The following is a 24693-nucleotide window of genomic DNA, read 5'->3' as shown; positions in this document are numbered from 1 at the left end:
AAGGCTATGAACTTAATAGGCAATATCATCTGGATCATTTTTGGCGGCATTTTCATCTTTTTCGAATACATCATCGGAGGACTGATCTTATGTCTCACCATCGTAGGTATTCCATTTGGTCTGCAATGTTTCAAATTTGCCATTGTAGGATTGGCTCCATTCGGAGTAAAAATTACGGATACCTCCTCTAATACCGGTTGCTTATCTACCATTATGAACATCATCTGGTTGGTTTTTGGTGGTTTCTGGATTGCATTAACCCATTTAGTTTTCGGCTTGTTGTTTTGTATTACTATTATAGGTATCCCTTTCGGCAGACAACATTTCAAGTTAATGAACCTGGCCTTTACACCTTTCGGTAAATCAATCAGTTAAAATCAAGGCAATAAATATTGACCCCTTCCTGAAAACCATATCTACGAGAGGCCCCTCGACTTAATTAATTTCAATCAAACCTATTTTTTGCGCCTTTACAAATGCTTCCTTACTATCTTTAAACAAGCAAGTGTGGATCCCTATTACTTCCATTTTCTTCAATATTCCCGAAGTTTCAAACTCCTTTTCTTTGCGCACATTTCGAATGAATACCGCGGACACATTTTGCGGGAACTTCTCTGCTATTGTTGCGTAAATAGAAGGATCTTTCTGCGAGTTATCACCAAAAAGGATAAACTTCTGATTTGGGAAAACAGCCATAATCCTTCTCAAACGAATCAGCTTCCCTTCATGTCCTGTTTTACCTGTTTTAATTAAGCTGGTCCAGCGTTTCAGCTGGTTGAGTAAAAAGGCTCCTTCCGGCAGTCGGTTAAAACGAAACGTTTCTACCAGATAATCATAAAGATTCCACTCAGTACTCGATACATAAAAGAAGGGATTGGGCTGATCAGCAGTGGTATGAGATAAAGCGAGCAGGCGATAGAATTCCGCAATACCAGGAAAAGTTTTACGCGTTCTTGGATTTTTAATAAATAACTCCCGCAACCTTCGCCCTATAGTGGCCGAATGAGAAACCATCACAGTATCATCTACATCAGAAATAATCGCATACTGGGTAATGTGAGGAACATATACTTTGCCTAAAGATTCACCAATTACGGTTCCATCTTTCGCAAATGCTTTCACCTTTACACCATGCCAACCTGCAGCTACATCCTCAAGAGCTTCCCACTCAAACTTAAAAAAACCATCATAGGCAGTTTTTTGCTCTAGCAACTGTCCATTGAAATTTAGCTGCACCCGAGTAAATGCAGCGGGTTTAACAATGAAAAGCTTCAAAAGATGGGCGATATTTACAAAGATATTATTGCTATAAACTTGTTTTGTTTTCGCCTTAAAGGTAAACACATGGCCATAAATAACCAGGTTATGGGTATGTCCGTAGCCATGATATACTTTAACATTGCAGGATTTATTCATTGCTAATTAAAACAGAGTAAGCCAGAAGTTGTTTGTGATATTAAACAATATCAATGGGAGCAGCCAGTTCGAGCGCAAAATTACTTTTTATCGTTAATCCCGGTTCAGGAAACCAGCAAATTAACTATTCCGAAGCTATAGCCCTTCATTTTAAAGGACAGTCCCAGGAAATTCAGATTTTTGAGCTCCCTAAAAACTGCAGTCAGGAAAAAATAAAACAAACCATTGATCAGTCCAAGGCCGACCGTGTAATTGCTGTTGGTGGCGACGGTACGCTAAAGCTCGTTGCCGAATGCTTACAGGGAGCAAACACGCCGATAGGAATTATTCCTGCCGGTTCTGCCAATGGGATGGCTAAAGAATTGGGTATTCCCCTGGAGCTGGATGCGGCACTTCAAGTGGTGGTAAATGGTCAGCCAAAGAAAATCCATGCCATAAAAGTCAATGGAGAACTTTGCATCCACCTTGCGGATATTGGCTTTAATGCCTACATCATTAAACGCTTCGACAGTCTACCCAGTCGTGGGATGTTAGGTTATGCAAAAGCAGCTTGGCAAGCCCTTTGGAGCCACCATAAAATGGAGATAGCGCTAGAAATTAAAGGAAAACAGATCAAGACCCAGGCAGCTATGGTCGTGATTGCGAATGCCACCAGTTACGGCACAGGTGTAAAAATCAACCCGGAAGGTGATTTATCAGACGATCTATTTGAGGTGATTTTAGTAAAGAAATATACGGTACTCGAAATTTTAAAAGTTCGATTTACAGAACTGCCTTTTAATCCGGAAAAGATTGAGCTATTTCACACCAAAGACCTGTGTATCAAAACAAAGCATAAAGTACATTTTCAAGTAGATGGGGAGTATTTGGGGAAAGTGAACCGTGTGGAAGCCATTATTCTTCCTGCAGCCATTACGATCATTTGTCCATCATAAACCGCTAGGTTCTTTTGCCTAACGACAATACTGAGCGATCAGCTCATCAGCCATATTGGATCCCATATTCTTGACAAATAGAAAATCTTCGCAAGCGCCTTGAGGATCTTTTTGTTTCAGTTTGCGCTTTCCATCTTTTATCCTTTCCGCAAAATAATCATCATCATAGCCCAGTTGTTCCTTTAACCTGGCAAACCTGGCCTCATCTTCAGGCTTAAAACCTGTTTTTTCTCTATTTTTATAGAAATTCTGGATCACTTCTGTGAGGGAGGCATTGGATACATAATTGGCGATTGCCAGGTTAATATCCGTTTTCGTTTTCCCATCGCAGCCAGATCCCGAAAGCTCAAATTTCATAGGAGCAAGCAGTACTACAGTGGAGTCATGGCTTTTAAGAATCTCCCATTTGCCGCTGCTCAGACGAATCAGACGAAGCGCTTCATCGTCCAGATCTGTACCCATACCCGAACGAATCGCGGAATAGGTCACTTCCCCCTGATGATTGAGTTTAAATTCAATGGTTACCAGGCCTTGGATACAGTTGCGCAGGGAATATGCCGGATACACCTTTTTTTCCATGACAAATTTGTCCAGTCCACCTTTTAACCTAGGCTGTGACTGCGCCGAAAATCCAAAAAAAAGGAAGCATAAAAGAAAGATTCTGCCCATACCCTAATTTACGGAAATCAAATCAATGCGGCTTTAAAAGTATGTTTTAATATTGCAGAAGGATCTGGAGAGTTCAGGAGAAATACCGCTTTTTGTGAAAACTGACACACTCCAGGGTAATCACCTTGGGCAGTGTACAGGTTAAAAATCAATTGAAAATGAAGGTGAGGAGGCCAATGACCGTTCTCTTCCGGGATGCCAAAAGCAGCAAATGCTGTTCCTTTAGCAATCTTCTGCCCTACAGACAATCCTGTTAATGAATCTAAGCTCAGGTGCCCGTACAAAGCATGAAACACCTGGCCATTGATTGTATATTTAAGAATAATGGTTGCCCCATAATCCCCATAATGGTCATTGAATTTGAAACTGTGGACTTCCGCATCGTAAAAGTTGTATACTTTCGTTCCTGCAGGACCCCAGATATCGACTCCAAGATGTAGTCTGCGGGGTTCTTCCTCACTATCAAAATGATGACTCCTGGCATAGATAGTCCGGTGTTCATCATATCCGCCAATCCCATAACGGGCATCGACCTTCGAAAGATGATCCCTGATCCAATCGCTAAAAACTGCCGTATCGGCCAATATTTCCGGACTCAGCTCCGTATTGCTAACGGTAAAATTGAAAGGATACAATCGATCCGCTGAAGGATCAAAATCTACCACTTTTCCAATTTCTACCCCTTTCAGATTTAACGGATGCTCTAAGGCTGCTGTTTCCTGCATATTATTTTAGCGCTATAAATTAATCCGCTGTCTCTTCTGTATCTGGCTGTCTAGGCTCCTTTGCAATCTTGTCGAAGATCTTATCCATGTGCTGAACATACTCATTGGTATCATCCAGGAAGAAGGTTAAGGTAGGGACAACTCTTGCCTGATGGCGAATTCTTGCACCTAGTTTATACCTGATCTCACTAGAATGAGCATTCACTTCTGCCACAGATAATGTGGTATTGTTGGTATTTAAAAAGCTTAAATAAACCTTTGCTACCGCTAAATCCGGTGAAACGCGGACTTTAGTAATGGTAACCAGGGTATTTGGTAAATATGCTGCTCCTTCACGTTGAAATATACTAGCTAATTCCTCTTGCAGGACTCCGGCAAATTTCTGCTGACGTTTACTTTCCATAATTATTCCAATCTTAATATTAATATAACAGCTTATCGTAAGGATAGCGCTCTGTATGTAAAGCCTTCACTTTATCGTACAATAGTTGTTTAAATTCTTCTAAATTCTCTTTGTGCAAGGCCGATATAAACATCGCAGGGGCATTATTAGCGGCCATCCAGCTATGCTCGAACTCCTCAATGGTCAATGTGGACTTCTCCCCATTTTCGAGATCTACTTCCGGACTCACATAGGCATCAATTTTATTGAACAGCATGATCGTCGGTTTGTCTCTTGCACCCAGGTCTTTTAAAGTTTCATTGACCACATTGATCTGATCCTCAAAATTAGGATGAGATATGTCTACCACATGGATCAAAACGTTTGCTTCACGCACCTCATCTAAAGTTGATTTGAAACATTCGATCAAATGGTGAGGCAGTTTACGGATAAAACCTACCGTATCCGATAAAAGGAAAGGCACGTTTTCGATCACCACTTTACGCACGGTAGTATCTAAAGTAGCGAATAATTTATTTTCCGCGAATACTTCCGATTTCGAAAGCATGTTCATGATCGTAGACTTGCCTACGTTGGTATATCCTACTAATGCGACACGAATCAGTTCAGAACGATTTTTTCTTTGTGTCTCATTTTGTTTATCGATGAGTTTCAGACGTTCTTTTAAAAGTGCGATTTTCTCCAAAATCATCCTTCTATCACTTTCAATCTGAGTTTCACCAGGACCTCTCATTCCGATACCCCCTTTTTGGCGCTCCAAGTGGGTCCATAAACGGGTTAATCGTGGCAACAAGTATTGCAGCTGAGCCAGCTCCACCTGCGTTCTCGCCTGTGCTGTCTGCGCCCTGCCTGCAAAAATATCCAGGATCAGGTTACTCCTGTCCAGCACTTTTACCTGAAGCTCGCGCTCAATATTTCTCAGCTGTGAAGGTGACAATTCATCATCAAACACCACTAAATCTATTTCTTCCGACTTCACATAAGCCGCTATTTCTTCTAATTTCCCTGTACCTACAAAGGTGCTCCGGTCAGGCTTTTCCATTTTTTGAGTAAAAATATGCGTCACCACACCTCCGGCAGTATCTACCAGAAATGCCAGTTCATCCAAATACTCTTTGGTTTCTTCCGGTTTTTCACCTTGTCTTATTACGCCAACAAGAACAGCACGTTCAGGTTTAAGCGCGGTATCAAAATATTTTTGCTTTCCCATGTAAAGTACAAAGATACAAAAGTTATACCGAGATCAGCTGACTGACAAAGTCGGCCATCGATGCTCCCGGATTTTGAGTTTTCATAAAGTTTTCACCGATCAGGAAACCATCAAATCCAGCGGCTCTCAATTCATTGATGGTAATCGGATCACTAATGGCACTTTCAGAGATTTTCAAAAAGTCATCAGGAATTTCATCTACCAGTTCAAAAGAAGTCTGAATGTTAACTGAAAAATCAGCCAGATTTCTATTATTGACACCAATGGCATCCAGCTCTGGAATTACGCTTCTTTGCAGTTCTTCCAAGTTATGAACCTCCAATAACACGTTCAATCCAAGACTTTTAGCAAACACAGCCAGGTCTTCAATCTCATCTGGTGTCAAAATCGCAGCAATCAGTAAAATGATATCGGCCCCCAATGCTTTGGCTTCCAGGATCTGATATTCATCAATCATGAAATCCTTTCTAAGAATCGGAATATTGTTCACTGCTCTTGCCGCCAGTAAATCATTGGTATGGCCACCAAAGAAATCTACATCCGTTAGTACAGAAAGTGCCGAAGCTCCTGCTGCAGCATAGGCAGTAGTCACCTCTTCTACAGTCACTTTGTCATTAATGATACCTTTTGAAGGTGAACGCCGCTTAAACTCTGCAATGATTCCTGAACGCTTTTCGTCCAATAGAAACTCTTCAAATGAATAAGGTACACGGTTGAAATGCAATGCTGCTTCCAACGTTTTTGTAGAAACCAGTTCTTTGGCCAGCGCCACTTCTTCGCGCTTGCGAAGGACAATTTTATCTAAAATATTCATCTTTTAAGCTTCTAACCAGTTTTTCATCATTTCTTTACCATGGTCTGTCAATACGCTTTCCGGGTGAAATTGAACACCTCTAACATCATATTCTTTGTGTCTTAGCGCCATAATCTCCTGGTCTTTATCTGTTGCAGTTACGGTTAAACAGTCCGGCAAACTTTTCGCATTGACTACCCATGAATGGTAGCGGCCAACATTGATCACCTCTGGACAATTTTTGAAAAGTATCTCTTCTTTATCGAGCACCTGAATTGGGGTGGCAATACCATGCATTGGTCTGCCTAAATTCAGTAAAGTACCACCAAAAGCCTGAGCGATGGCTTGCTGCCCTAAACACACACCAAATATACTCTTGGTTGCTGCATATTCTTTAATTACATCTAATAACAAACCTGCTTCTTCTGGAATACCGGGACCTGGCGACAGGATAATTTTATCGTATTGCGCTACATCAGACAATTCGAACTTATCATTTCTCCATACTTCCACTTCTCTTCCTAACTCGTTTACCAGGTGGACTAAATTATAAGTGAATGAATCGTAATTGTCAATTACCAATACTTTCTTTTGCATCTCTTTATCGTTTGTCATGTTAAATACCTGTGGCCATTTCTACAGCTCTGCGAAGGGCTGCAATTTTGTTATTTACTTCCTGCATTTCATTTTCAGGGATAGAATCGGCCACAATACCCGCTCCTGCCCTATAGTGCAATTCATTGTTTTTACTCATAAAAGTACGGATCATAATGGCATGGTTAAAAGTGTCATTAAAGCCCATATATCCGATGGCACCTGCATAAAAATTACGTCCTAAGCCTTCGTACTCATCAATCAGCTGCATAGCACGATATTTTGGTGCACCGCTCAATGTTCCTGCAGGATAAGTATCCGCCACCACTTTGAAAGCGGAAACATCTTTTTGAAGGTTCCCGCTAACTTTAGAAACCAGGTGTATCAAATGAGAATAATATTGTACTTCTTTAAACGATTTCACGGCTACACCGCTGCAATGTCTGCTCAAGTCATTTCTTGCCAGATCGACCAGCATTACATGCTCTGCGCTTTCCTTAGGATCCTGCTCCAGTTTTCTAGCTAATTCTGCGTCTTCCTCGTCATTTCCAGTACGTTTAAAGGTACCTGCAATCGGGAAAATATTCGCTACATTGTTTTTAATGGTAATTTGTGCTTCCGGAGAAGAACCAAATAGTTTGAAACTTCCGTAGTCGAAATAGAAAAGATATGGAGAAGGATTGATGGAGCGCAAGCAACGGTATACATTAAACTCATCACCTAAAAATCCTTGCTTAAACGCTCTTGATGGAACAATTTGAAAAACGTCACCTCGTAAAATGTGCTTTTTCATTTTGTCAACGATGTCCATAAAACCCTGGTCGGTTAAGTTAGAATGCTCCTCTCCAGTAGTTTTGAAACTGTATTCCGGGAAGTTTTTATTCTGCACCAGGTATTCCATTTTCGCCAGATCATCATCTTCATCCCCGTTAAAAGTATTTTTGAACAAGGTCACTTCATTCTTAAAGTGGTCTATGGCAATGATGTACCGGTAAATATGGTATTGCATCATCGGGATGTCCTCTCCTTCAGGAGAAGTAGCCTGGAAAGAAATGTCTTCAAAATGCTGAATGGCATTCCAGGTGAAATAACCAAATAAACCGTTAGAGATATAGCGCGTATCATTGACTACGCCAGGCTCAAACTGCTGCTTAAAAGCGTCAATTTCTTCCGTGAGCACAAAGTTCTCTTTTTCCACTTTCTTTCCATCGGGGAAATAAGTAGATAAGATGCCATTCTTCAATACGATCCCGGCCACTGGCTGGGCACACACGTAACTCACCGAGTTCTCGCGGCTGTGGTAATCGGAACTTTCCAATAAAATGGTGTTCGGATATACATCCCTCAACCTCAGGTAAATACTTACCGGAGTAGTGGTATCCGCAAGACGCTTCTTGTAGGTGGTGTTAATGATATAATTCTTCATCTTAAATCTTAGTTTTCATCATTATGCAATTGTATTTCATCGCCGTCATAAAAAATTTTATACAAAAAAACCCGACGTGTGGTTACGTCGGGTTTATAAGTGTGGTTTGGTTTAGGTTGATAAACTATAAGGTACACGAAGCTACGACGAAACTCTTTTCAGAATTACTGCGCCATTGCCAAGTATGTATATTGTTAATCATGTGCAACAAAAATATAAATAAATCTTACAACACCAAATTAAATTGTGAAATTTTATGATGCTCCCCAGAATGTCCTTGTAGGATCCACCTGAGTCATTTGAATAATAGAAGCAACGATAACGATCAGTCCAAGGCCAAAATATAGGGCGATAGTACGGTGTTTGCTCGCTGCATCGTCGATACGTTTCGATCTTGCATTACCAACAGTCACTAAAATAGCCGCAAAAATCATCATTCCGATATGCTCCATTTTCCAATATCTAATTCCCGCCTGAACCAGTGGACTCAAGAAATACAAGCCCAATCCAAATAATATTTGGGTATGTACAAAGATCAATGTGAAAACATTTATCTTTCTATTTGCTTCTGTATATGGTTTTTTGCCTAACCATCCAGCCAATGCCTGAACGATTGCCAACACCAACATAATTAAAACCAGGTAACGCCATCCTGAGTGCGCACTTTTCAAAATATGATAGAAATCCATAACAAGTTTTTCTTTCAAACTTAACCAATAAAATACATTTTAAAAAAAAGGAAAAATAGTAATCGATATTTAAAATCATTATAAACTAATAGAGATGTAGTTAGCATGACCTGCTTTCCCATGAATTCTACACATCTGTAGACAAACGCTGCACAATTGTGGAAAAGACCATCACATTTATGGCGTTGACTTTGTGACCAATCTCATCCCAATTTTACCAGATAATTCACATCTATTGTCAACATATTTACACATTTACTCTAAAACCAACCTTCCGCTCTTGGTAAAAAATAGGTTATAAACAAATGCTCCCGTTTTTTTAGGTTAGATTTAGGTACTAAAAACTAAATCTTTATGAAGAAAATTCTACTCTCGCTTGCGTTGGTCTTTTCTGGTACCCTGGTATTTGCTCAGCAGACCTACCCTGTAAATGGGTCTTATGACATCAGACCTGGGAATTATGCTTTTACCAATGCAAACATCGTGGTAAATGCGAACCAGACCATTCCCAACGGAACCTTATTAATTAAGGGCCAAACTATCCAATCTGTAGGCAGCGGCACCGCCATACCGAAAGGCTATGTCGTGATCGATCTAAAAGGAAAATTTATTTACCCTTCTTTGGTAGATGCATTTTCGGCTTATGGTGTGTCGGAAAACACCAGAACCTCAACCGGAGGTATGCGTCAATCCATCTTTACTTCCACGAAAAAAGGGGCTTATGGCTGGAATGAAGCCATTAGACCAGAAACACAAGTGAATGCAATCTTTGCAATCGACACTAAAAAAGCAGACGAGCTGCGCAAAGCTGGATTCGGCAGCGTAAACGTCATCAACAGAGATGGCATTGCTCGCGGCACCTCTTCCGTGGTCAGCCTGAGTGATGAAAGAGAGAACAGTACCATGCTAAAACCTGAAGCTGCTGCGAACTACTCTTTCAATAAAGGAACTTCCCAGAACGACTATCCAACTTCATTAATGGGCTCCATTGCCTTATTGCGTCAAACTTATTATGACGCGCAATGGTATGGCAAGCAAAAAGAAGAATACAACATCTCTTTAGAGGCTTTTAACAAACAACAGCAAATCCCACAAATTTTTGAAGCTGATGGCTGGCAAAATATTCTGCGTGCAGATAAAATCGGCAAAGAGTTTGGGAAACAGTACATTATAAAATCAAATGGTGATGAATATCAACGTGTTGACGCAGTAAAGGCAACAGGTGCCAGCTTAATTATCCCCATCAACTTTGTTAAAGCTTACGATGTGGAAGATCCTGCAGATGCAAGAAATGTGACTTTAGCACAGATGAAAGGTTGGGAAATGGCTCCTTCAAATCCAGGGATCCTGGAGAAAGCGGGAATTAAATTCTCTTTAACCACCTTCGGGCTAGATAAAACAGCTGATTTCTGGACCAATATCCGCACTGCGATCGACAATGGCCTAACTCAAAAACAAGCACTTTTATCCGTTACTGAGATCCCCGCAGCAATGATTGGTGTTTCTGATAAAGTAGGAACGCTGGAAAAAGGTAAACTGGCTAATTTCATTATCACTTCCGATAGCCTCTTTAAAAAGAACAACATTGTCTTGGAAAACTGGGTACAAGGAAAAAGATTCATCACTAATAAAAAGGATGAAAAAGATACCGTATCGAAAACATTGGCTAAAAAAGACCTCGAAAAACCCGTTTTAAATGCAGGTACGCTGCTTTATCCTTTCACTGCTTTCGGTATCGCCAGCCCATTAAAACAGGAAACTGTGTTGCTTAAAAACGCAACAGTATGGACAAATGAAAAAGAGGGAATTCTTCAAAATGCAGATGTATTACTAGAAAACGGCAAGATTAAAGCCGTTGGAAAAAATCTAAGTGCTGGCAATGCAAAAGTCATTGATGCCACAGGAAAGCACATTACACCAGGTTTGATTGATGAACATTCACATATCGCCGGAACAGGCGGTATCAATGAAGGCGCGCAATCTTCCTCTGCAGAAGTTCGTATTGCAGACATCATCAACTCAGAAGACGTGAACATTTACCGTCAGCTGGCAGGTGGTGTAACCACTTCGCACATCCTTCATGGTTCAGCAAATCCGGTAGGCGGACAAGCACAGCTGATTAAACTTCGCTGGGGAAAACTGCCTGAAGAATTGAAATTTGCGGGAGCTGATGGTTTTATCAAATTCGCACTTGGTGAAAACGTTAAACAGAGTAATTTCGGTACAGGTGCACGTTTCCCTGTGACCAGAATGGGTGTAGAGCAATCTTTCGTAGACGAGTTTACACGTGCAAAAGAATATAAAACGGCATTAGCCACTAAAGGAAATAACGTACGCCGGGATTTAGAACTGGATGCGATTGTGGAAATTCTGGACAATAAACGTTTCATTACTTGTCATTCTTATGTACAATCAGAGATCAATATGCTGATGAATGTCGCCGATAGTCTTGGCTTTAAAATCAACACTTTCACCCATATTCTGGAAGGATACAAAGTGGCCGACAAAATGAAGGCACGAGGCATTAATGCTTCCACTTTCTCAGATTGGTGGGCTTATAAAATAGAAGTAGCAGAAGCAATTCCTTACAATGGAAAGATCATGCACAATGTGGGCATCACTACGGCATTCAATTCTGATGATGCTGAAATGGCGCGCAGATTAAACCAAGAGGCCGGTAAAGCGGTATTATACGGTGGCGTACCGGAAGAAGATGCGTTGAAATTTGTGACTTTAAATCCCGCAAAAATGCTCCATATCGACAATAAAGTAGGCAGTATTAAAGTGGGTAAAGATGCAGACGTTGTGATCTGGTCGGCAAATCCATTGTCAATTTACGCGAAAGCAGAAAAAACTTTTGTAGATGGTATTTCTTATTGGGACATCGATCGCGATGAACAAGTTAGAAAAGACCAGCAAAACGAACGCGCAAGAATCATTAAAAAAATGCAGGAAAGTAAAGGAAAAGGTGGAAAAACACAGCGTCCAGTGGCGGAAAGCCCACGCATGTACCATTGCGAAACTGTAGAAGATTATGCTATGGAACTAAACGAATTAGAAAGGACACATGCTCATGAATAAATATATTTTAACCGTATTCCTTACCGCAGCAGCAACGGTTGCAGGCTTCGCACAGGCGAATATCTCTCCGGCTCCTGCACAAAGCAAGCTTACTTATGTGCTGGGTGCCAAATTACATCTGGGCAATGGCAGCGTCATTGAAAATGGCTACCTGATTTTTGATAAAGGGAAAATCACGGGTATTGGAGATGCAACCGTGGTCCGTTTAGACATGAGCAAAGGAAACCTGATTCAGGCAAATGGCAAACATGTATATCCTGGATTTATTGCACCCCTAACCAACCTGGGCCTGACAGAATTTGAATCGGTAAAAGCCACGCTTGACTTTGCTGAAATCGGCAATATCAATCCACATATCCGCTCTATTATTGCTTATAACACGGATTCTAAAGTTCCGGCAACATTAAGAAGCAATGGCATCTTAATGGCACAGGTTACGCCACAGGGTGGAATGGTTTCGGGAAGCTCATCTGTGGTACAGCTGGATGCCTGGAACTGGGAAGATGCAGCGATTAAGAAAGACGATGCCATGCACATCACCTGGCCAATCGTTCCTAAAGGCCGAGGAGGCTTTGGTTTTGGCTTCCGCGGTCCTGTCCTAACACCAGAAGTCCTAAAAGAAAGGGCACAAAATTCGATCAATGAGCTGGATCAACTTTTTGCAGAAGCTAAAGCTTATGCAGAAGGACCTAAACCTGCAGTCAGCAATGCACGTTTGGCAGCGATGAGGAACCTTTTTAATGGAACACAGCGCTTATTTATCAATGTAGATGGTGAGAAAGACATCATTGCAGCAATAAATTTTGCAAAGAAATATAAGCTAACACCCATCATTGTTGGTGGCGATGAAGCTTATCTGATCACAGATTTCTTAAAGCAGAATAACGTAGCGGTAGTCGTGAAACAACCACACGCATTACCGAATTCTGTAGATGACGATGTGAACATGCCTTATAAGAATGCGGCAGTACTGGCCAATGCAGGTGTAAATGTGGTAGTGAGTATTGATGGTTACTGGCAACAGCGCAACCTTCCTTTTATGGCAGGAACCGTTGCTGCATGGGGACTAGATCCGGAAAAGGCATTACAAACCATCACTTTGAATACTGCAAAGGTATTGGGTATCGATAAAACTACCGGAAGTTTAGAAATGGGTAAGGATGCGACCTTCTTTATCTCCTCTGGAGATGCCTTGGATATGAAAAGTAATCATGTAGAACAGGCGTTTATTCAGGGAAGAGACATCAACCTGGACAATCTTCATAAACAACTGGATAAAAAATTCAGTGAAAAGTATCAATTGAAACCATAATCTTTCGGCTATATCTGGCGGCTGTTTTGAAAAAAGCAGCCGCTTTTTTTATGCAAAGACGCTAAAAAGAAAGTGACCTCATCCAAGGTCACTTTTTTTTAACTAACTTATTATTCATAAAAAAACTGGCTGTTGGGGAAGGAGTCGAACCTTCAAGGGGTAGTTAGCTATAGTTCAAAATCAATTGTGGTCAACCCATAAACTACGTTTATCCATTTATCCCCACCACCGAGACAAGGAGGCGTGTCTGCCAATTTCACCACCCAACATTATTTTAAAGGACAATCTTCTGAGTTTTAAGCGTTAAGTTGTAAATTTCCAAATGCACCTTATATTAGAATTAAAAAACTTATCACTCAAAACTTCATGGCTGTAGGGGAAGGAGTCGAACCTTCAAGGAGTAGTTAGCCCTTACGGGTTTTCCATATTCTCCACCACCGAGACAAGGAGGTGCGTCTGCCAGTTTCACCACCCTACAGAGTATAAGCAAATGTTAAAAGAACTGTTATTTTTTGTTACTTGCTTGATACAAATGTAACAACAACCCTATTATGTTGCAAATATTTTAATCATATTATTTTATTATTACCATATTAATAATTATATTTGAATATCGTTAACAAATATCAAAATCATGCTTAAAAAAGAAAGCCAAAATTTAGAAATTGATAACCTGGATATTGACATTTTGAAACAGTTAATGCAGGATGCGACGAAACCTTATACGGAAATCGCTAAAGATCTGATCGTTTCTGGAGGAACTATCCATGTTCGAATGAAGAAATTACAGGAAATGGGCATTATCAAAGGTTCTCATTTGATGATTGATCCGCAAAAGGCTGGTTATGACATCACTGCTTTTCTGGGAATCTATCTCGAAAAAGGAATTCAGTATAAAGATGCTGTAGCACAATTGAGTAAAATCAAGGAGGTGGTGGAATTACACTATACGACCGGCGCTTATAGTATGTTCGCTAAAATTATCTGTAGAGATACGAATCATTTAAGACATGTGCTGAATGAGGAAATACAAGCGGTTGAAGGTATTCAACGCACAGAAACACTGATTTCACTGGAAGAAAGTATCAGAAGACAGATTGAATTGTAATTCAATCTGTCTTCTTGCGCGGAGTCATTTTAAAAAAAATTGCCCGGCTTATTTATTTAAACCTGCTTTTCAAAGCTTCCAGTTTCAACTGTAAATCACCTTCTGGCTGAGCCTTCCCTTTTTGTTCAGACTTCTGAATAGGTTTTGGCCTATTGCCAGCAGGATTTTTATTAACTGGCTTATGGAAAGTTTTTGAGCGCTCTTCAGGTTTTCCTACTGCTTTCACCTTTGGCTTAGCTTCTCCTGATTTCATGGATAAGGAAATGCGTTTTCTTGCCGCATCAACCTCTACCACCGTCACCTCCACCTTTTGATGTACTTTGACCACATCATTAGGGTTCGCTACAAAACGATCTGCCAGCTGACTGGTATGCACCAATCCATCTTGATGAACGCCTATATCCACAAAAGCACCGAAATTGGTAATATTGGTCACAATTCCCGGAAGTTTCATACCGATTCTTAAATCAGCGATTTCATTCACACCATCCGTAAAACTGAAAGCCTCGAACTGTTCCCTTGGATCTCTCCCTGGTTTCGCCAATTCATTCATGATGTCGTTTAAAGTCGGCAGACCAATTTCCTCAGTTACATATTGCTGCAGTTTGATTTGTTTTCTTAACTCTGCATCTTTTACCAGCTGTGCAACACTGCAATTTAAATCTCTCGCCATCTTATTCACCAATGCATAACGCTCCGGGTGAACGCCACTGGCATCCAAAATCTGCTCTGCATCCCTGATCCTTAAGAAACCCGCAGCCTGCTCATAGGCCTTATCACCTAAACGAGGGACTTTTTTCAGGCTATCTCTATTTTTAAACGCGCCGTTTTCATTTCTATAAGTCACAATATTTTGTGCCAATTGCGGACCTAAACCAGAAACATAGGCCAATACCTGTTTAGAGGCTGTATTTAACTCAACCCCTACCGCATTCACACAACTCATTACCGTATCATCCAGCGATTGCTGTAATTTACTCTGGTCTACATCATGCTGGTATTGCCCCACCCCAATAGATTTAGGATCGATTTTCACCAATTCTGCTAACGGATCCATCAGCCTTCTTCCGATAGAAACTGCTCCACGAACGGTAATGTCCTGTGTAGGAAACTCCTCACGGGCCACATCTGAAGCGGAATAAATAGAAGCTCCGTTTTCATTGACCATCACAATAGTCACCTCAGAAATCTGTAAACCACGGATAAACACCTCTGTTTCCCTACCCGCAGTACCATTACCAATGGCAATGGCTTCTACCTGATACTTCTTGCAAAGCTCTATCATCTTATCTGCTGCGTTTTTCACATTCCCTTGTCCGGTATGTGGGTATATCGCAGTATTTTCTAATAGTTTTCCTTGTCGGTCCAAACAAACCACCTTACATCCGGTACGGAATCCAGGATCAATTGCCAGCACGTTTTTCTGCCCCATCGGCGCCGCCAATAATAATTGTCTGGCATTTTCTGCAAACACGCGGATAGCTTCTGCATCTGCTTTCTCTTTTGAGAAAGATCGGATTTCAGTTTCCATAGCCGGCCCCAAAAGACGCTTATAAGAATCCTGGATGGCCATTTTCACTTGTTTCGTCGCTGCAGAATTGCCTTTAATAAATTGTCCTTCAATGATAGAAATTGCGCCTTCTTCTTCTGGCATCGTTTCCAGTTTCAAAATCGCTTCATTTTCTCCTCTTCTCATGGCCAAAACACGATGTGATGGTGCTGCCTTAAGCGGCTCTTCCCAGTCGAAATAATCTTTATACTTGATTCCTTCTTCTTCTTTACCCTTCATTACAGAAGATTTAAAAGAAGATTTCTGCTGAAAATACTGACGCATTGAGGTCCTCAGCTCTACATGCTCATTCACAATTTCTGCAATGATGTCTCTTGCACCTGCCAGGGCTTCCTCTGTCGAATTTACCCCCAGTTCCTCGTTTAAGAAGGCCTGAGCCTCCGAATCCGGATCACCTTTACCTTGTTCCAGCAGTGTAAGCGCCAATGGCTCCAGACCTTTCTTTCTAGCTTCAGAAGCTCTCGTTTTACGCTTAGGTTTATAAGGAAGGTAAATGTCTTCAATTGTGGTGATATCGCTGGCTTCATTGATCTGACGTTCCAATTCCGGACTCAGCTTATCCAATGCGGTCAAGGCTTTAAGAATGGCTTCTCTACGTTTGTCCAGCTCACGCAGCTGTTGAAATCTATCGCGGACTGCCGCTACCTGTACTTCATCTAAACTTCCGGTCACTTCCTTACGATAGCGGGAAATAAATGGTACAGTTGCACCGGCATCTAACAATTCGATGGTTGCAACAACCTGTTTTTCAGCTACGCCAAGCTCGGTAGCAATTATTTTAGAATGATGACTCATTTAATGATCTTTTGATAGGCTAACGTACAATTGGCGCCAAAATTAAGGCTAACAATCGATATCCTCAAATAAATAATGTGTTAATGAATTGTTGGCTACAGGTTAGAATGGGTTAAAAAAAATCCCGTTGGTCATACCAACGGGATCCTATATTAACGATGTAATTTGTAACTTATTTTGCTACGTATAATACTTCTTTTACTGCTTTAATTACTCTTTCAGCGTTAGGTAAACTAGCCGCGATTAGAGTTGGTGCATAAGGAAGTGGAACGTCTGCGCAAGTGATACGTAATACTGGTGCATCTAAATAGTCAAAAGCATTCTTTTGAACATTAAACGCGATCTCAGAAGAGATTGAAGCCAATGGCCATGCCTCTTCTACTACCACTAAACGGTTTGTTTTCTTAACAGATTCAATGATCGTTGCATAATCAATAGGACGTACAGTACGTAAATCGATTACTTCTACACTGATTCCTTCTTTTGTCAGTTCTTCAACTGCAGGGTTTACTACACGGGTTAACATTTTACCGAAAGTAACAATCGTTACATCAGTTCCTTCTTTAACGATGTTAGCTTTACCGATAGGCAGGTAATATTCTTCTTCAGGAACTTCCCCTTTATCGCCATACATTACCTCAGATTCCATGAAAATCACTGGATCTGGATCAAGGATAGCTTGTTTTAATAAACCTTTAGCTTCGTAAGGAGTAGATGGAACTACTACTTTTAAACCCGGGCAGTTTGCAAACCAGTTCTCAAAGTTTTGAGAGTGCTGTGCACCTAGCTGACCTGCATTTCCGGTTGGGCCACGGAATACGATCGGAATAGAGAATTGACCTCCACTCATTGAAAGCATTTTGGCTGCACCGTTAATAATCTGATCAATAGCAACCAATGAGAAATTGAAAGTCATAAATTCTATGACCGGAACTAATCCATTCATTGCTGCGCCAATACCAATACCGGTAAAGCCCATTTCGGCAATAGGAGTATCAATTACGCGTTTGTCGCCAAACTCGTCTAACATACCCTGACTTACTTTATAAGCACCATTGTATTGCGCTACTTCTTCACCCATCAAAAAAATGTTCTCGTTTTTACGCATTTCTTCACTTAGGGCTTCACGTAACGCTTCTCTAAATTGAATTTCTCTCATTGTATATTCAAATATTAACTGATGGCAAATATAACCATTGTAAATTAATTATAAAGTAGTGTTTTAATTACACTGTGTTTTCCGCATTAATTGCTGGGATTTTCCAGGGGCTCACCGAAATGAATAATGTTCCCATTGTTGTCCAAAATCGAGAATTGACGCATTCCCCAGGGCATTTCAGCCAGTTTTCCATTCGGATGGATGATGCCTTGACGCTCATATTCATGATACAATTGCAGTACATTATTTACATTAATATAACAGCCCGTATGCTTCGGAATGGCCGTATCTTCCGTAAACCAGAGGTGAATATTCACTTGTTCCCGACTGAAAATCAGGTAACCATCCCATTGAGAATTGAGCGTAAAGCCCATTTTTTCAGTGTAAAAAGCAATGGTTTCCACCTGATGGATAGAAGCCAGAATAGGTACTGCTGAAAGTAACATAAGCGCTGTTTTTTTGTTTAATTATTTTCCACAAAGCGTTAAATAAGGACAATATGTGCAGTTTTCTGCAACGGTTGTATGCTTAAAAGGAAGGTCTGGATTGAATAATTCTTCCAGTTTCTGGCGCAATAACTGCGTGAAATTTCCCTTCAGATCCTCCAGATGCTCTGCCTGTAAAAGGACTCTCTTTCTGTTTTCTTTTAAATAGAACAGGGTACCTTCATCACGCATTTTTCGTACAATATAAAGATTGGGCTCTACCCCAGAAATTTTTCTCGTCTGCTCATAAACATAAGTATAAAACAAGGTCTGCACCAAGGCTTTATTTTGCTTACCACTCTCGCTGTCAAATAGTTCATCAATAGAAGAAAAGCCGACTTCGTCTCTTCCTGTTTTGTAATCGACAATTCTGGTGACGCCATTTCGCTGATCCACACGGTCAATAATACCCAATAAAGTCAGCTTTCGTTCTTCTCCTTTTACATGGATCGGAAAAGTCACTTTGTCGTAGTCCTTATTATTTTCCAGTTCTACGATTGAAAATGGCGCTTGTTGTTCGTCATGGTCCAAAATTACATTGGCATATTCGGCAACAATGGCCAGCATGACCTGCTGCATCCCGCTATATTCCAGTAGTATTTCTTCCGTATCAAACATCTCTATCGCAAAAGCGAGCTTGCACATTTCTTTGAGCTGTTTTCTGTTTTCGGCGATACGTTCTTTAGTGATATAAGGACTTTCGCCTTTTAACTTCTGATAAAAGAGCTCCATCACCTTGTGTAAGATAGAACCAATGCTGTTGGCTTCCATATTTTCGGCAAGTTCTTCCGGCTCTTCGACTTTGGCGATGTATTTATAAAAAAACTGCAGCGGGCAATTGAGGTAGGTAGTCAGTCTGGTAGCAGATAATTTCACCGGATTTTCTTCCTGATTGTCAAGATAAGTATATAAACGCCTCAATACCTCTCCTTCTTTTTTGATCTCAAATTCTACTTTCGGCTCAATGGCAAGAGATTGCGACTGGTCAAAATATTTAAAAGTATAGCCGCTTTCAAATTCCAGCTGCTTTAAAAAGCGGCTAGGTTCTCCGGTATTGCTATCATCCGCTTGTCCGTTATAGACCAGACTTACTTTATTGGAGCGCTGCAATAAGCGGTAAAACATGTAGGCAGAAATGGCATCCTGATTTTCAATCACCGGTAATCCATAGGCCCTGCGGATACTGTCGGGAATAAAACTTGGCGAAACATTGATCTGTGGCAAAATTCCTTCTGTAACACCAAGCACATATACATGCTCAAAATCCAGACTCCTGCTTTCCAGTAATCCCATCACCTGAACACCTTGCAATGGCTCCCCGCTTAAAGGAACTGCAATTCCCTGCACTGCCTTTTGCATCAAAGAAAGTACAAAAGAAAGTGGCAGATGTGCCGCATAATCTGCTAAAGTATCATGTAATCTGTTGAGTTCTTTCAGCGTAGCGCCAAATAAATCGGCTTCCGTTTGCTTTAAAGTCTTTTCTTCCAGTTGTCTTTCCAGTATCAGTTTGAAGACCTGCTGCAAATGTTCGATGGCAATTAATCCAGCATCTACTTTGCTAAAAAACAAGATGGATAAAGGATCTTTATGCAAAGTTTTTATCGGAACATCAATCAGTTGGGCTTTTAGGATTTCCTGCTGTACCGCATCTCTGTCAATAGGCAACACGCCCGTTAAAGGATGAGATAGGAAGGCTTCTACTTCTCTGTAATAAATGGTGTCTTTCTTTCCATCAATCAGCTGTGCCTGAACACTCAGCCATAAATCTGCCAATCCAAAAATGGAAGTCGCTAATAAGGGATACCCCATTGTCACGTTCAATTCGATATTCGAAATACCTCCTGCATGCTGATATTTGGTGGGAATTGTTTGCAAAACGGGTAACAATAAGCTTTCATCAGCAAGAATCAGTGCGATTTTCCCGGCATTATCAGCTACATCCAATAGTGGATAATCCTGTAACAATTCCTGGTGAAGAATCTTTGCCTGTGCTGTTTGTCCCTGTGTTTTGTAAACATTAATTTCTTTTTGCTGTCCGCGAATCAGATCCCTTGCTTCACCTAAAGCATTCGGCAGCCCGAGTCGCTGTATATTTTTTCTCAGGAACAAACCTGCTTCCTGAGTCTCATCCTCCATATAGTATTTATCGACATCAAAATAGAATAAAGCCTTTTCATCTTTATTCCATTGCTTGAAAATTACCGCTTCCGCATTACTAAGGGCATTAAATCCCGCAAAAACAATCTTTCCATTCTTAAAATCATCAATAAATTCCGGTTTATCTGCTTTTCCTTCTGCCAACTGACGATAAATATAAGCCATGGTGGTGTACCCTTTTTCCCTTAAAGCCGCATGAAATCCACGGTATAATTTAGGCATTCGTCTCCACATGCGGATAAACTGTTCCTGATGGTATTGTTGTTTCCCAGCTGAAAAAGAAGACCAAAACTGCTCTAAAAACAGCTGCTGTTCCGCCGTCAGGTGCTGAAAATCCTTTTCAATCACCGCAATATCTTCCAGCTCCTGAAAAAGCTGATCTGCATTGACCAGATCGTTATCTATTTGAGAAAAATCGCTGAGAATAATACGGGCAATTGGATAGAAAACATCTGGATTGAGCGATTTTCCTCCTTCTTCAATAATGAGTTTATTGTATTCTTTTAACAGGGTAAAAAACTGATTGAAACCATCGGCTACCTGCAAATGAGTAGACAGCGCAAAAAACTCCTGAATGGTAAAAAAGGAAGGTGCCCAGAAGGGTTTCCTCAGCGTATCTGCCAAATGGTTCTGCAGATAGGGCACCGGCCTTTTATTGTTAAAAACAACTGCGGCATGGTGCAGATCCGAACCCAACCTTTTTACTAAATCTTCTGCAACTTCTTTTAAAAACGCCTTCATCTTTACACTGATTTTAAGGTTGCACTATGTGCATAAAATAAATAGGTTTTTACCTTCTGGTAGCCCATTGCCAATAACAAGTCGCGGTATCCGTACACTTGTTTAATATGTGAATCGCTCTCTTTGAGCGTAAATTTATAATCGATTACGATGACCTCATTTCCAGAGATCAACACTTTATCCGGCCGGTACATTTTCCCACGGATATCAATAATGCTCTTCTCATTGATCGTTTCCTTACTGGTTTTCAATAAGGCTTGTAATTCGCCATGAGCCAATACATTTCCTGCCTGTCTACGTAAAGAAGGCAATTCCTCTGCTTTAAAAAAACCTTCATTGAGCATATTACTTAGCGCAGTTTCCATTTCTTCCAAATTAGCAGATCTGGCCAGTACTTCATGCAATATGGTTCCTTCCCTGCCCGCATTGGTACCGGTAAGCATTTCAAGTTCTTTTCTTTTGAGGTTGTTATTGAAAACTTCTGAAAGTCTTTCTGAAGTCGGATATTCTTGCAGATTGATGAAAGCTGGCCCGCTTTCTTCTACGCGATGTGTTTTATTCTTCTTAACCACCGGTTCGTCTACAAAAAACCGCCCATCTTCATCCAGCTGATCTTGTAAAGTCATGGCTAAAACATCCCCAATAGTACTTACCGTATCTGTTTTTTTGCCTAAGCAAGTGATGTACAAATACTCTTTTGTCCTCGTGGTGGCCACATACAGCATATTTAACGCATCCATATTATTGTAAAGTAATTCTTCGTAATAAGGGATGGCTACGGCCGATTGTCCTAATTCTTTATTGTATTTCAATGGGATACTTTGCAGCTGGTGATAAGCGGTGTCTGCAGTAGGCACCCAGAAAATCCCATTTGGTTTTCCATTGATTTCCCAGTTGCAGAATGGCACCATAACCACTTTAAAGGCTAGTCCTTTAGATTTATGAATGGTAATCACCTGTACTGCATCGGTGTTTTCTGAGGATGGCAAAGTTTTTCTTTTGCCTTCTTCATCCCAATAGTTCAGAAAAGCGGTAATGCCCTTTTCACCTTGCCGGGCGAAGTTACCTGCCAGGTCTCTCAAAGCAAATAAATAAGGTAAATGCGAAGAATGCTTTGCCTGATTCAGCCCATAAGCATGAATCAGTTTTTCCAGTAATTCCGGCAATGGCTGCTGCATCCAGCTCTTCCAATTTTCACAAAGCTCAAGTGGCAGTCGATCAATCAAATGCTCCAGACCTTTAATTTTTAGGTTGAATAAATGATCAGGCAGCACTTCCACCACCTTCAACTGCGCATACATACTGATGATATTCGCTTTATATAAAGCGGTATTTCCGGGAATTCCTGCCATCACTTTTAGTGTGTTGATCAGGATTTTAACTGCGGTATTGTTTTCAATTAAGAGTGCCTCACCGGAAATCACATTGATGTTGTTTCCCATCAAGGCATCTACCACAGCAATGGCTTCCGAATTGGAGCGCACCAAAACACAGGCATCTCCTGATTTATAACGCTTCTCTTCTATAATCAGGCGTTTTAAAGTCTCTACCATGCGCCTTAACGCCTCAGGTTTGAAGCCTGTCCGGCCCAAACTAGCGCCATCTGCATCCGTTTTCAAAACGGAAAAATCAATGGCACCACCTGCTGCTGTTTTTGGCGTGATCTTCTGAGCAACTTCCTCATACACATCAGTCATGATGTGACTGAAGCCTTTTTCTTCCCACCAATCTGCTAATTTCTGATTGGCGGATTGTTCTCCAATCGTTTCATTTAAGCGGCGCTGCATCAGGATCGGCAATGCTTTAAAAAGCGTATTGTTAAAGGTGATGATATTTTCTGTACTCCTGTAATTTTCTTCCAGATTTGCGGCAACGACATAGGTTTCGCCAATGTCTTTCTTAGCCTGCTGATGAAGGATGTTCCAATCGCCATTTCGCCAGCGGTAAATAGATTGTTTTACATCTCCGACAATCAAATGGTCGATCAGTTTCCCATTGGCTTCTGCCATCGCATTTTTCAATAAAGGTTTAAAGTTCCCCCATTGATTCGCAGAAGTATCCTGGAATTCATCGAATAAAAAATGTCGGTACCGGCTGCCGGTCTTTTCCCAGATAAAGGCTGGGTTATCATCATCTTCTCCGGTAATCCCTTTCAGTAGATTTTGAGCATCACTGATGAGCAAGTTGCCACTTTCCTGTCGGTAAGTTTTCAGCAAAACGGCCATTTCCTGCATTAAGCGCAGATAGTATAAATTTTTGTTGAAGGCTTGTGCCAGAATATATTCTGGCAGGCCATTGCTATAATGCTGGTATAATTTATCGAGAACAGGATTCAGGGTATCATATAAACTATCATCAGCCCCAGCTTTAAACCACTCATCAGGCTCATTGATTAATTTAGCAATCGTTTCAATTTTTGAAAAATCACCATCAGCAATCTTGGCAATGGCCAATAAAGGTGACCTTGATTTTCCTTTAAGCTGATCGGTCGCGATATTTGCAGCTTCAAATAAATTAACGGCACGTAATGCCAGTTCTTTGAGCGTGCTTTCAAATAAACTGATTTGCTGCTTGGTAGATTTACTATACTCCCCGAACATTACATTGAGGTCGTTATACTCGATTAATTCCTGAATGGCATTATCGAAAGGCTGATAACGTTCTTTAAATATCTCACCGGCCAGGTCGGTCAGCTCATTTCTGTAATTCCAGCTTACATTGTTGCTGATCCGGTCTAAAGCAAGGTCTATGATCCACTGCAGCAAATTTGGATTATGGTCCATCTGCTCATCCAGCTTATCCGCAAGCTCGTTCTTTACCTTTTCAAAATTCATTTCCAGCGCATAGCCAGAATCAAGCCCCAGTTCAAAGGCAAAACCTCTGATCACCTTTTGAACGAAACCATCAATTGTACTCACTGAAAACCGACTGTAATCGTGAAGGATTCTCTTATAAATTGCCTCAGATCTTTGCTGAAGCAATGATTTATTTAAATCTGGATGCGCTTTTAAAACCAATATCCGGTAATCTTCCACTTCATCCTGACCTAAGGCAAAGCCTTTCAACACCTCCATGATTCTGGTTTTCATCTCCTCTGTCGCCTTATTGGTGAAGGTAACGGCAAGAATTTCCCGGTACTTGGTTTCACCGGATAATAAAAGGGTCAAATAATGGGCTGTAAGACTGAATGTTTTACCAGATCCTGCGGAAGCTTGTAGTATTTTTAACGGCTGTTGAGGCATTAGGTAAAGCTAAAGGATTCTTCCGAAGTTTCCACAAAATAGTAAACTACTAGATTAGTAGAGTAATTTTATACTCAGATTACAAAAAGGTCTCAATAGTTTTTTACTTTTGGGTATAGCTGTATTACCATTCGATTTCAAGTCAAAGAAAGGTGAAGCCGATGTTTATTGTACCATAACTAA

Annotated in this window: 19 protein-coding genes and 2 tRNA genes; 5 read left to right on the top strand and 16 right to left on the bottom strand. The window is 40.8% G+C overall.

The window, feature by feature from the left end:
• Positions 1-6: 6 nt before the first annotated feature.
• Positions 7-375, top strand: a complete 369-nt coding sequence (locus AQ505_RS01160) for a YccF domain-containing protein (protein ID WP_062550842.1) — start codon at positions 7-9, stop codon at positions 373-375.
• A 60-nt stretch (positions 376-435) separates the two neighbouring features.
• Here AQ505_RS01160 and AQ505_RS01155 read toward each other — a convergent pair whose 3' ends face one another.
• The gene (locus AQ505_RS01155) at positions 436-1416 is read right to left on the bottom strand and encodes an App1 family protein (protein ID WP_062546486.1); all 981 of its coding nucleotides are present in this window, start codon (positions 1414-1416) and stop codon (positions 436-438) included.
• Between the two features lie 53 nt (positions 1417-1469).
• Here AQ505_RS01155 and AQ505_RS01150 point away from each other — a divergent pair, with 53 nt between their 5' ends.
• A complete protein-coding gene (locus AQ505_RS01150; RefSeq protein ID WP_062546485.1) occupies positions 1470-2351 on the top strand; it encodes a diacylglycerol/lipid kinase family protein in 882 nt (293 codons plus the stop codon).
• 18 nt (positions 2352-2369) lie between these two features.
• Here AQ505_RS01150 and AQ505_RS01145 read toward each other — a convergent pair whose 3' ends face one another.
• The 8 genes from AQ505_RS01145 to AQ505_RS01110 form a co-directional block, all read right to left on the bottom strand.
• Positions 2370-2930, bottom strand: a complete 561-nt coding sequence (locus tag AQ505_RS01145) for an energy transducer TonB (protein ID WP_231635000.1) — start codon at positions 2928-2930, stop codon at positions 2370-2372.
• Between the two features lie 107 nt (positions 2931-3037).
• Positions 3038-3745, bottom strand: a complete 708-nt coding sequence (locus tag AQ505_RS01140; RefSeq protein WP_062546483.1) for a peptidoglycan DD-metalloendopeptidase family protein — start codon at positions 3743-3745, stop codon at positions 3038-3040.
• A 19-nt stretch (positions 3746-3764) separates the two neighbouring features.
• A complete protein-coding gene (gene rbfA, locus AQ505_RS01135) occupies positions 3765-4148 on the bottom strand; it encodes a 30S ribosome-binding factor RbfA (RefSeq protein WP_062546482.1) in 384 nt (127 codons plus the stop codon).
• Positions 4149-4167: 19 nt separating this feature from the next.
• Positions 4168-5358 carry a GTPase HflX gene (hflX, locus tag AQ505_RS01130; RefSeq protein WP_062546481.1) on the bottom strand — a complete coding sequence of 397 codons (1191 nt, stop codon included), beginning with the start codon at positions 5356-5358 and terminating at the stop codon, positions 4168-4170.
• Between the two features lie 22 nt (positions 5359-5380).
• On the bottom strand, positions 5381-6172 hold the full coding sequence (gene trpC / locus AQ505_RS01125; protein WP_062546480.1) for an indole-3-glycerol phosphate synthase TrpC: 792 nt from the start codon (positions 6170-6172) through the stop codon (positions 5381-5383).
• A 3-nt stretch (positions 6173-6175) separates the two neighbouring features.
• Positions 6176-6748, bottom strand: coding sequence for an anthranilate synthase component II (locus tag AQ505_RS01120; RefSeq protein ID WP_062550841.1), 573 nt, complete (start codon positions 6746-6748; stop codon positions 6176-6178).
• Positions 6749-6767: 19 nt separating this feature from the next.
• On the bottom strand, positions 6768-8171 hold the full coding sequence (locus AQ505_RS01115) for an anthranilate synthase component I family protein (RefSeq protein ID WP_062546479.1): 1404 nt from the start codon (positions 8169-8171) through the stop codon (positions 6768-6770).
• Positions 8172-8425: 254 nt separating this feature from the next.
• Positions 8426-8860, bottom strand: a complete 435-nt coding sequence (locus tag AQ505_RS01110; RefSeq protein WP_062546478.1) for a hypothetical protein — start codon at positions 8858-8860, stop codon at positions 8426-8428.
• Between the two features lie 354 nt (positions 8861-9214).
• Here AQ505_RS01110 and AQ505_RS01105 point away from each other — a divergent pair, with 354 nt between their 5' ends.
• Positions 9215-11941, top strand: a complete 2727-nt coding sequence (locus tag AQ505_RS01105; protein ID WP_062546477.1) for an amidohydrolase family protein — start codon at positions 9215-9217, stop codon at positions 11939-11941.
• Positions 11934-13253, top strand: a complete 1320-nt coding sequence (locus AQ505_RS01100) for an amidohydrolase family protein (protein WP_062546476.1) — start codon at positions 11934-11936, stop codon at positions 13251-13253. Before AQ505_RS01105 ends, AQ505_RS01100 begins: the two co-directional genes overlap by 8 nt.
• A 126-nt stretch (positions 13254-13379) precedes the next feature.
• On the opposite strand, the gene AQ505_RS26275 is transcribed toward AQ505_RS01100, so the two are convergent.
• Both AQ505_RS26275 and AQ505_RS26270 read right to left on the bottom strand, forming a co-directional pair.
• Positions 13380-13522, bottom strand: a tRNA-Asp gene (locus tag AQ505_RS26275).
• A gap of 98 nt (positions 13523-13620) precedes the next feature.
• A tRNA-Asp gene (locus AQ505_RS26270) sits at positions 13621-13731 on the bottom strand.
• A gap of 156 nt (positions 13732-13887) precedes the next feature.
• Between AQ505_RS26270 and AQ505_RS01095 the strand changes: the two genes are divergently transcribed.
• Entirely contained in the window at positions 13888-14361 is a 474-nt protein-coding gene (locus AQ505_RS01095; protein ID WP_062546475.1) for an Lrp/AsnC ligand binding domain-containing protein, read from the top strand.
• Between the two features lie 52 nt (positions 14362-14413).
• Here AQ505_RS01095 and AQ505_RS01090 read toward each other — a convergent pair whose 3' ends face one another.
• From AQ505_RS01090 to AQ505_RS01070, 5 genes are all read right to left on the bottom strand, one after another.
• Entirely contained in the window at positions 14414-16726 is a 2313-nt protein-coding gene (locus tag AQ505_RS01090) for a Tex family protein (RefSeq protein ID WP_062546474.1), read from the bottom strand.
• A gap of 172 nt (positions 16727-16898) precedes the next feature.
• Positions 16899-17885, bottom strand: coding sequence for a pyruvate dehydrogenase complex E1 component subunit beta (locus AQ505_RS01085; protein ID WP_062546473.1), 987 nt, complete (start codon positions 17883-17885; stop codon positions 16899-16901).
• Positions 17886-17971: 86 nt separating this feature from the next.
• Positions 17972-18331 carry a bleomycin resistance protein gene (locus AQ505_RS01080; protein ID WP_062546472.1) on the bottom strand — a complete coding sequence of 120 codons (360 nt, stop codon included), beginning with the start codon at positions 18329-18331 and terminating at the stop codon, positions 17972-17974.
• A gap of 21 nt (positions 18332-18352) precedes the next feature.
• Positions 18353-21268 (bottom strand): PD-(D/E)XK nuclease family protein, encoded by a 2916-nt coding sequence (locus AQ505_RS01075; protein WP_062546471.1) that lies wholly within the window; start codon positions 21266-21268, stop codon positions 18353-18355.
• Positions 21269-21270: 2 nt separating this feature from the next.
• Positions 21271-24510, bottom strand: a complete 3240-nt coding sequence (locus AQ505_RS01070) for a UvrD-helicase domain-containing protein (RefSeq protein ID WP_062546470.1) — start codon at positions 24508-24510, stop codon at positions 21271-21273.
• Positions 24511-24693: the final 183 nt, after the last annotated feature.

Origin of the sequence: Pedobacter sp. PACM 27299, assembly GCF_001412655.1 — a bacterium.
Taxonomy (GTDB): Bacteria; Bacteroidota; Bacteroidia; order Sphingobacteriales; family Sphingobacteriaceae; genus Pedobacter.
This window is presented reverse-complemented; position numbering and strand designations above follow the sequence as displayed.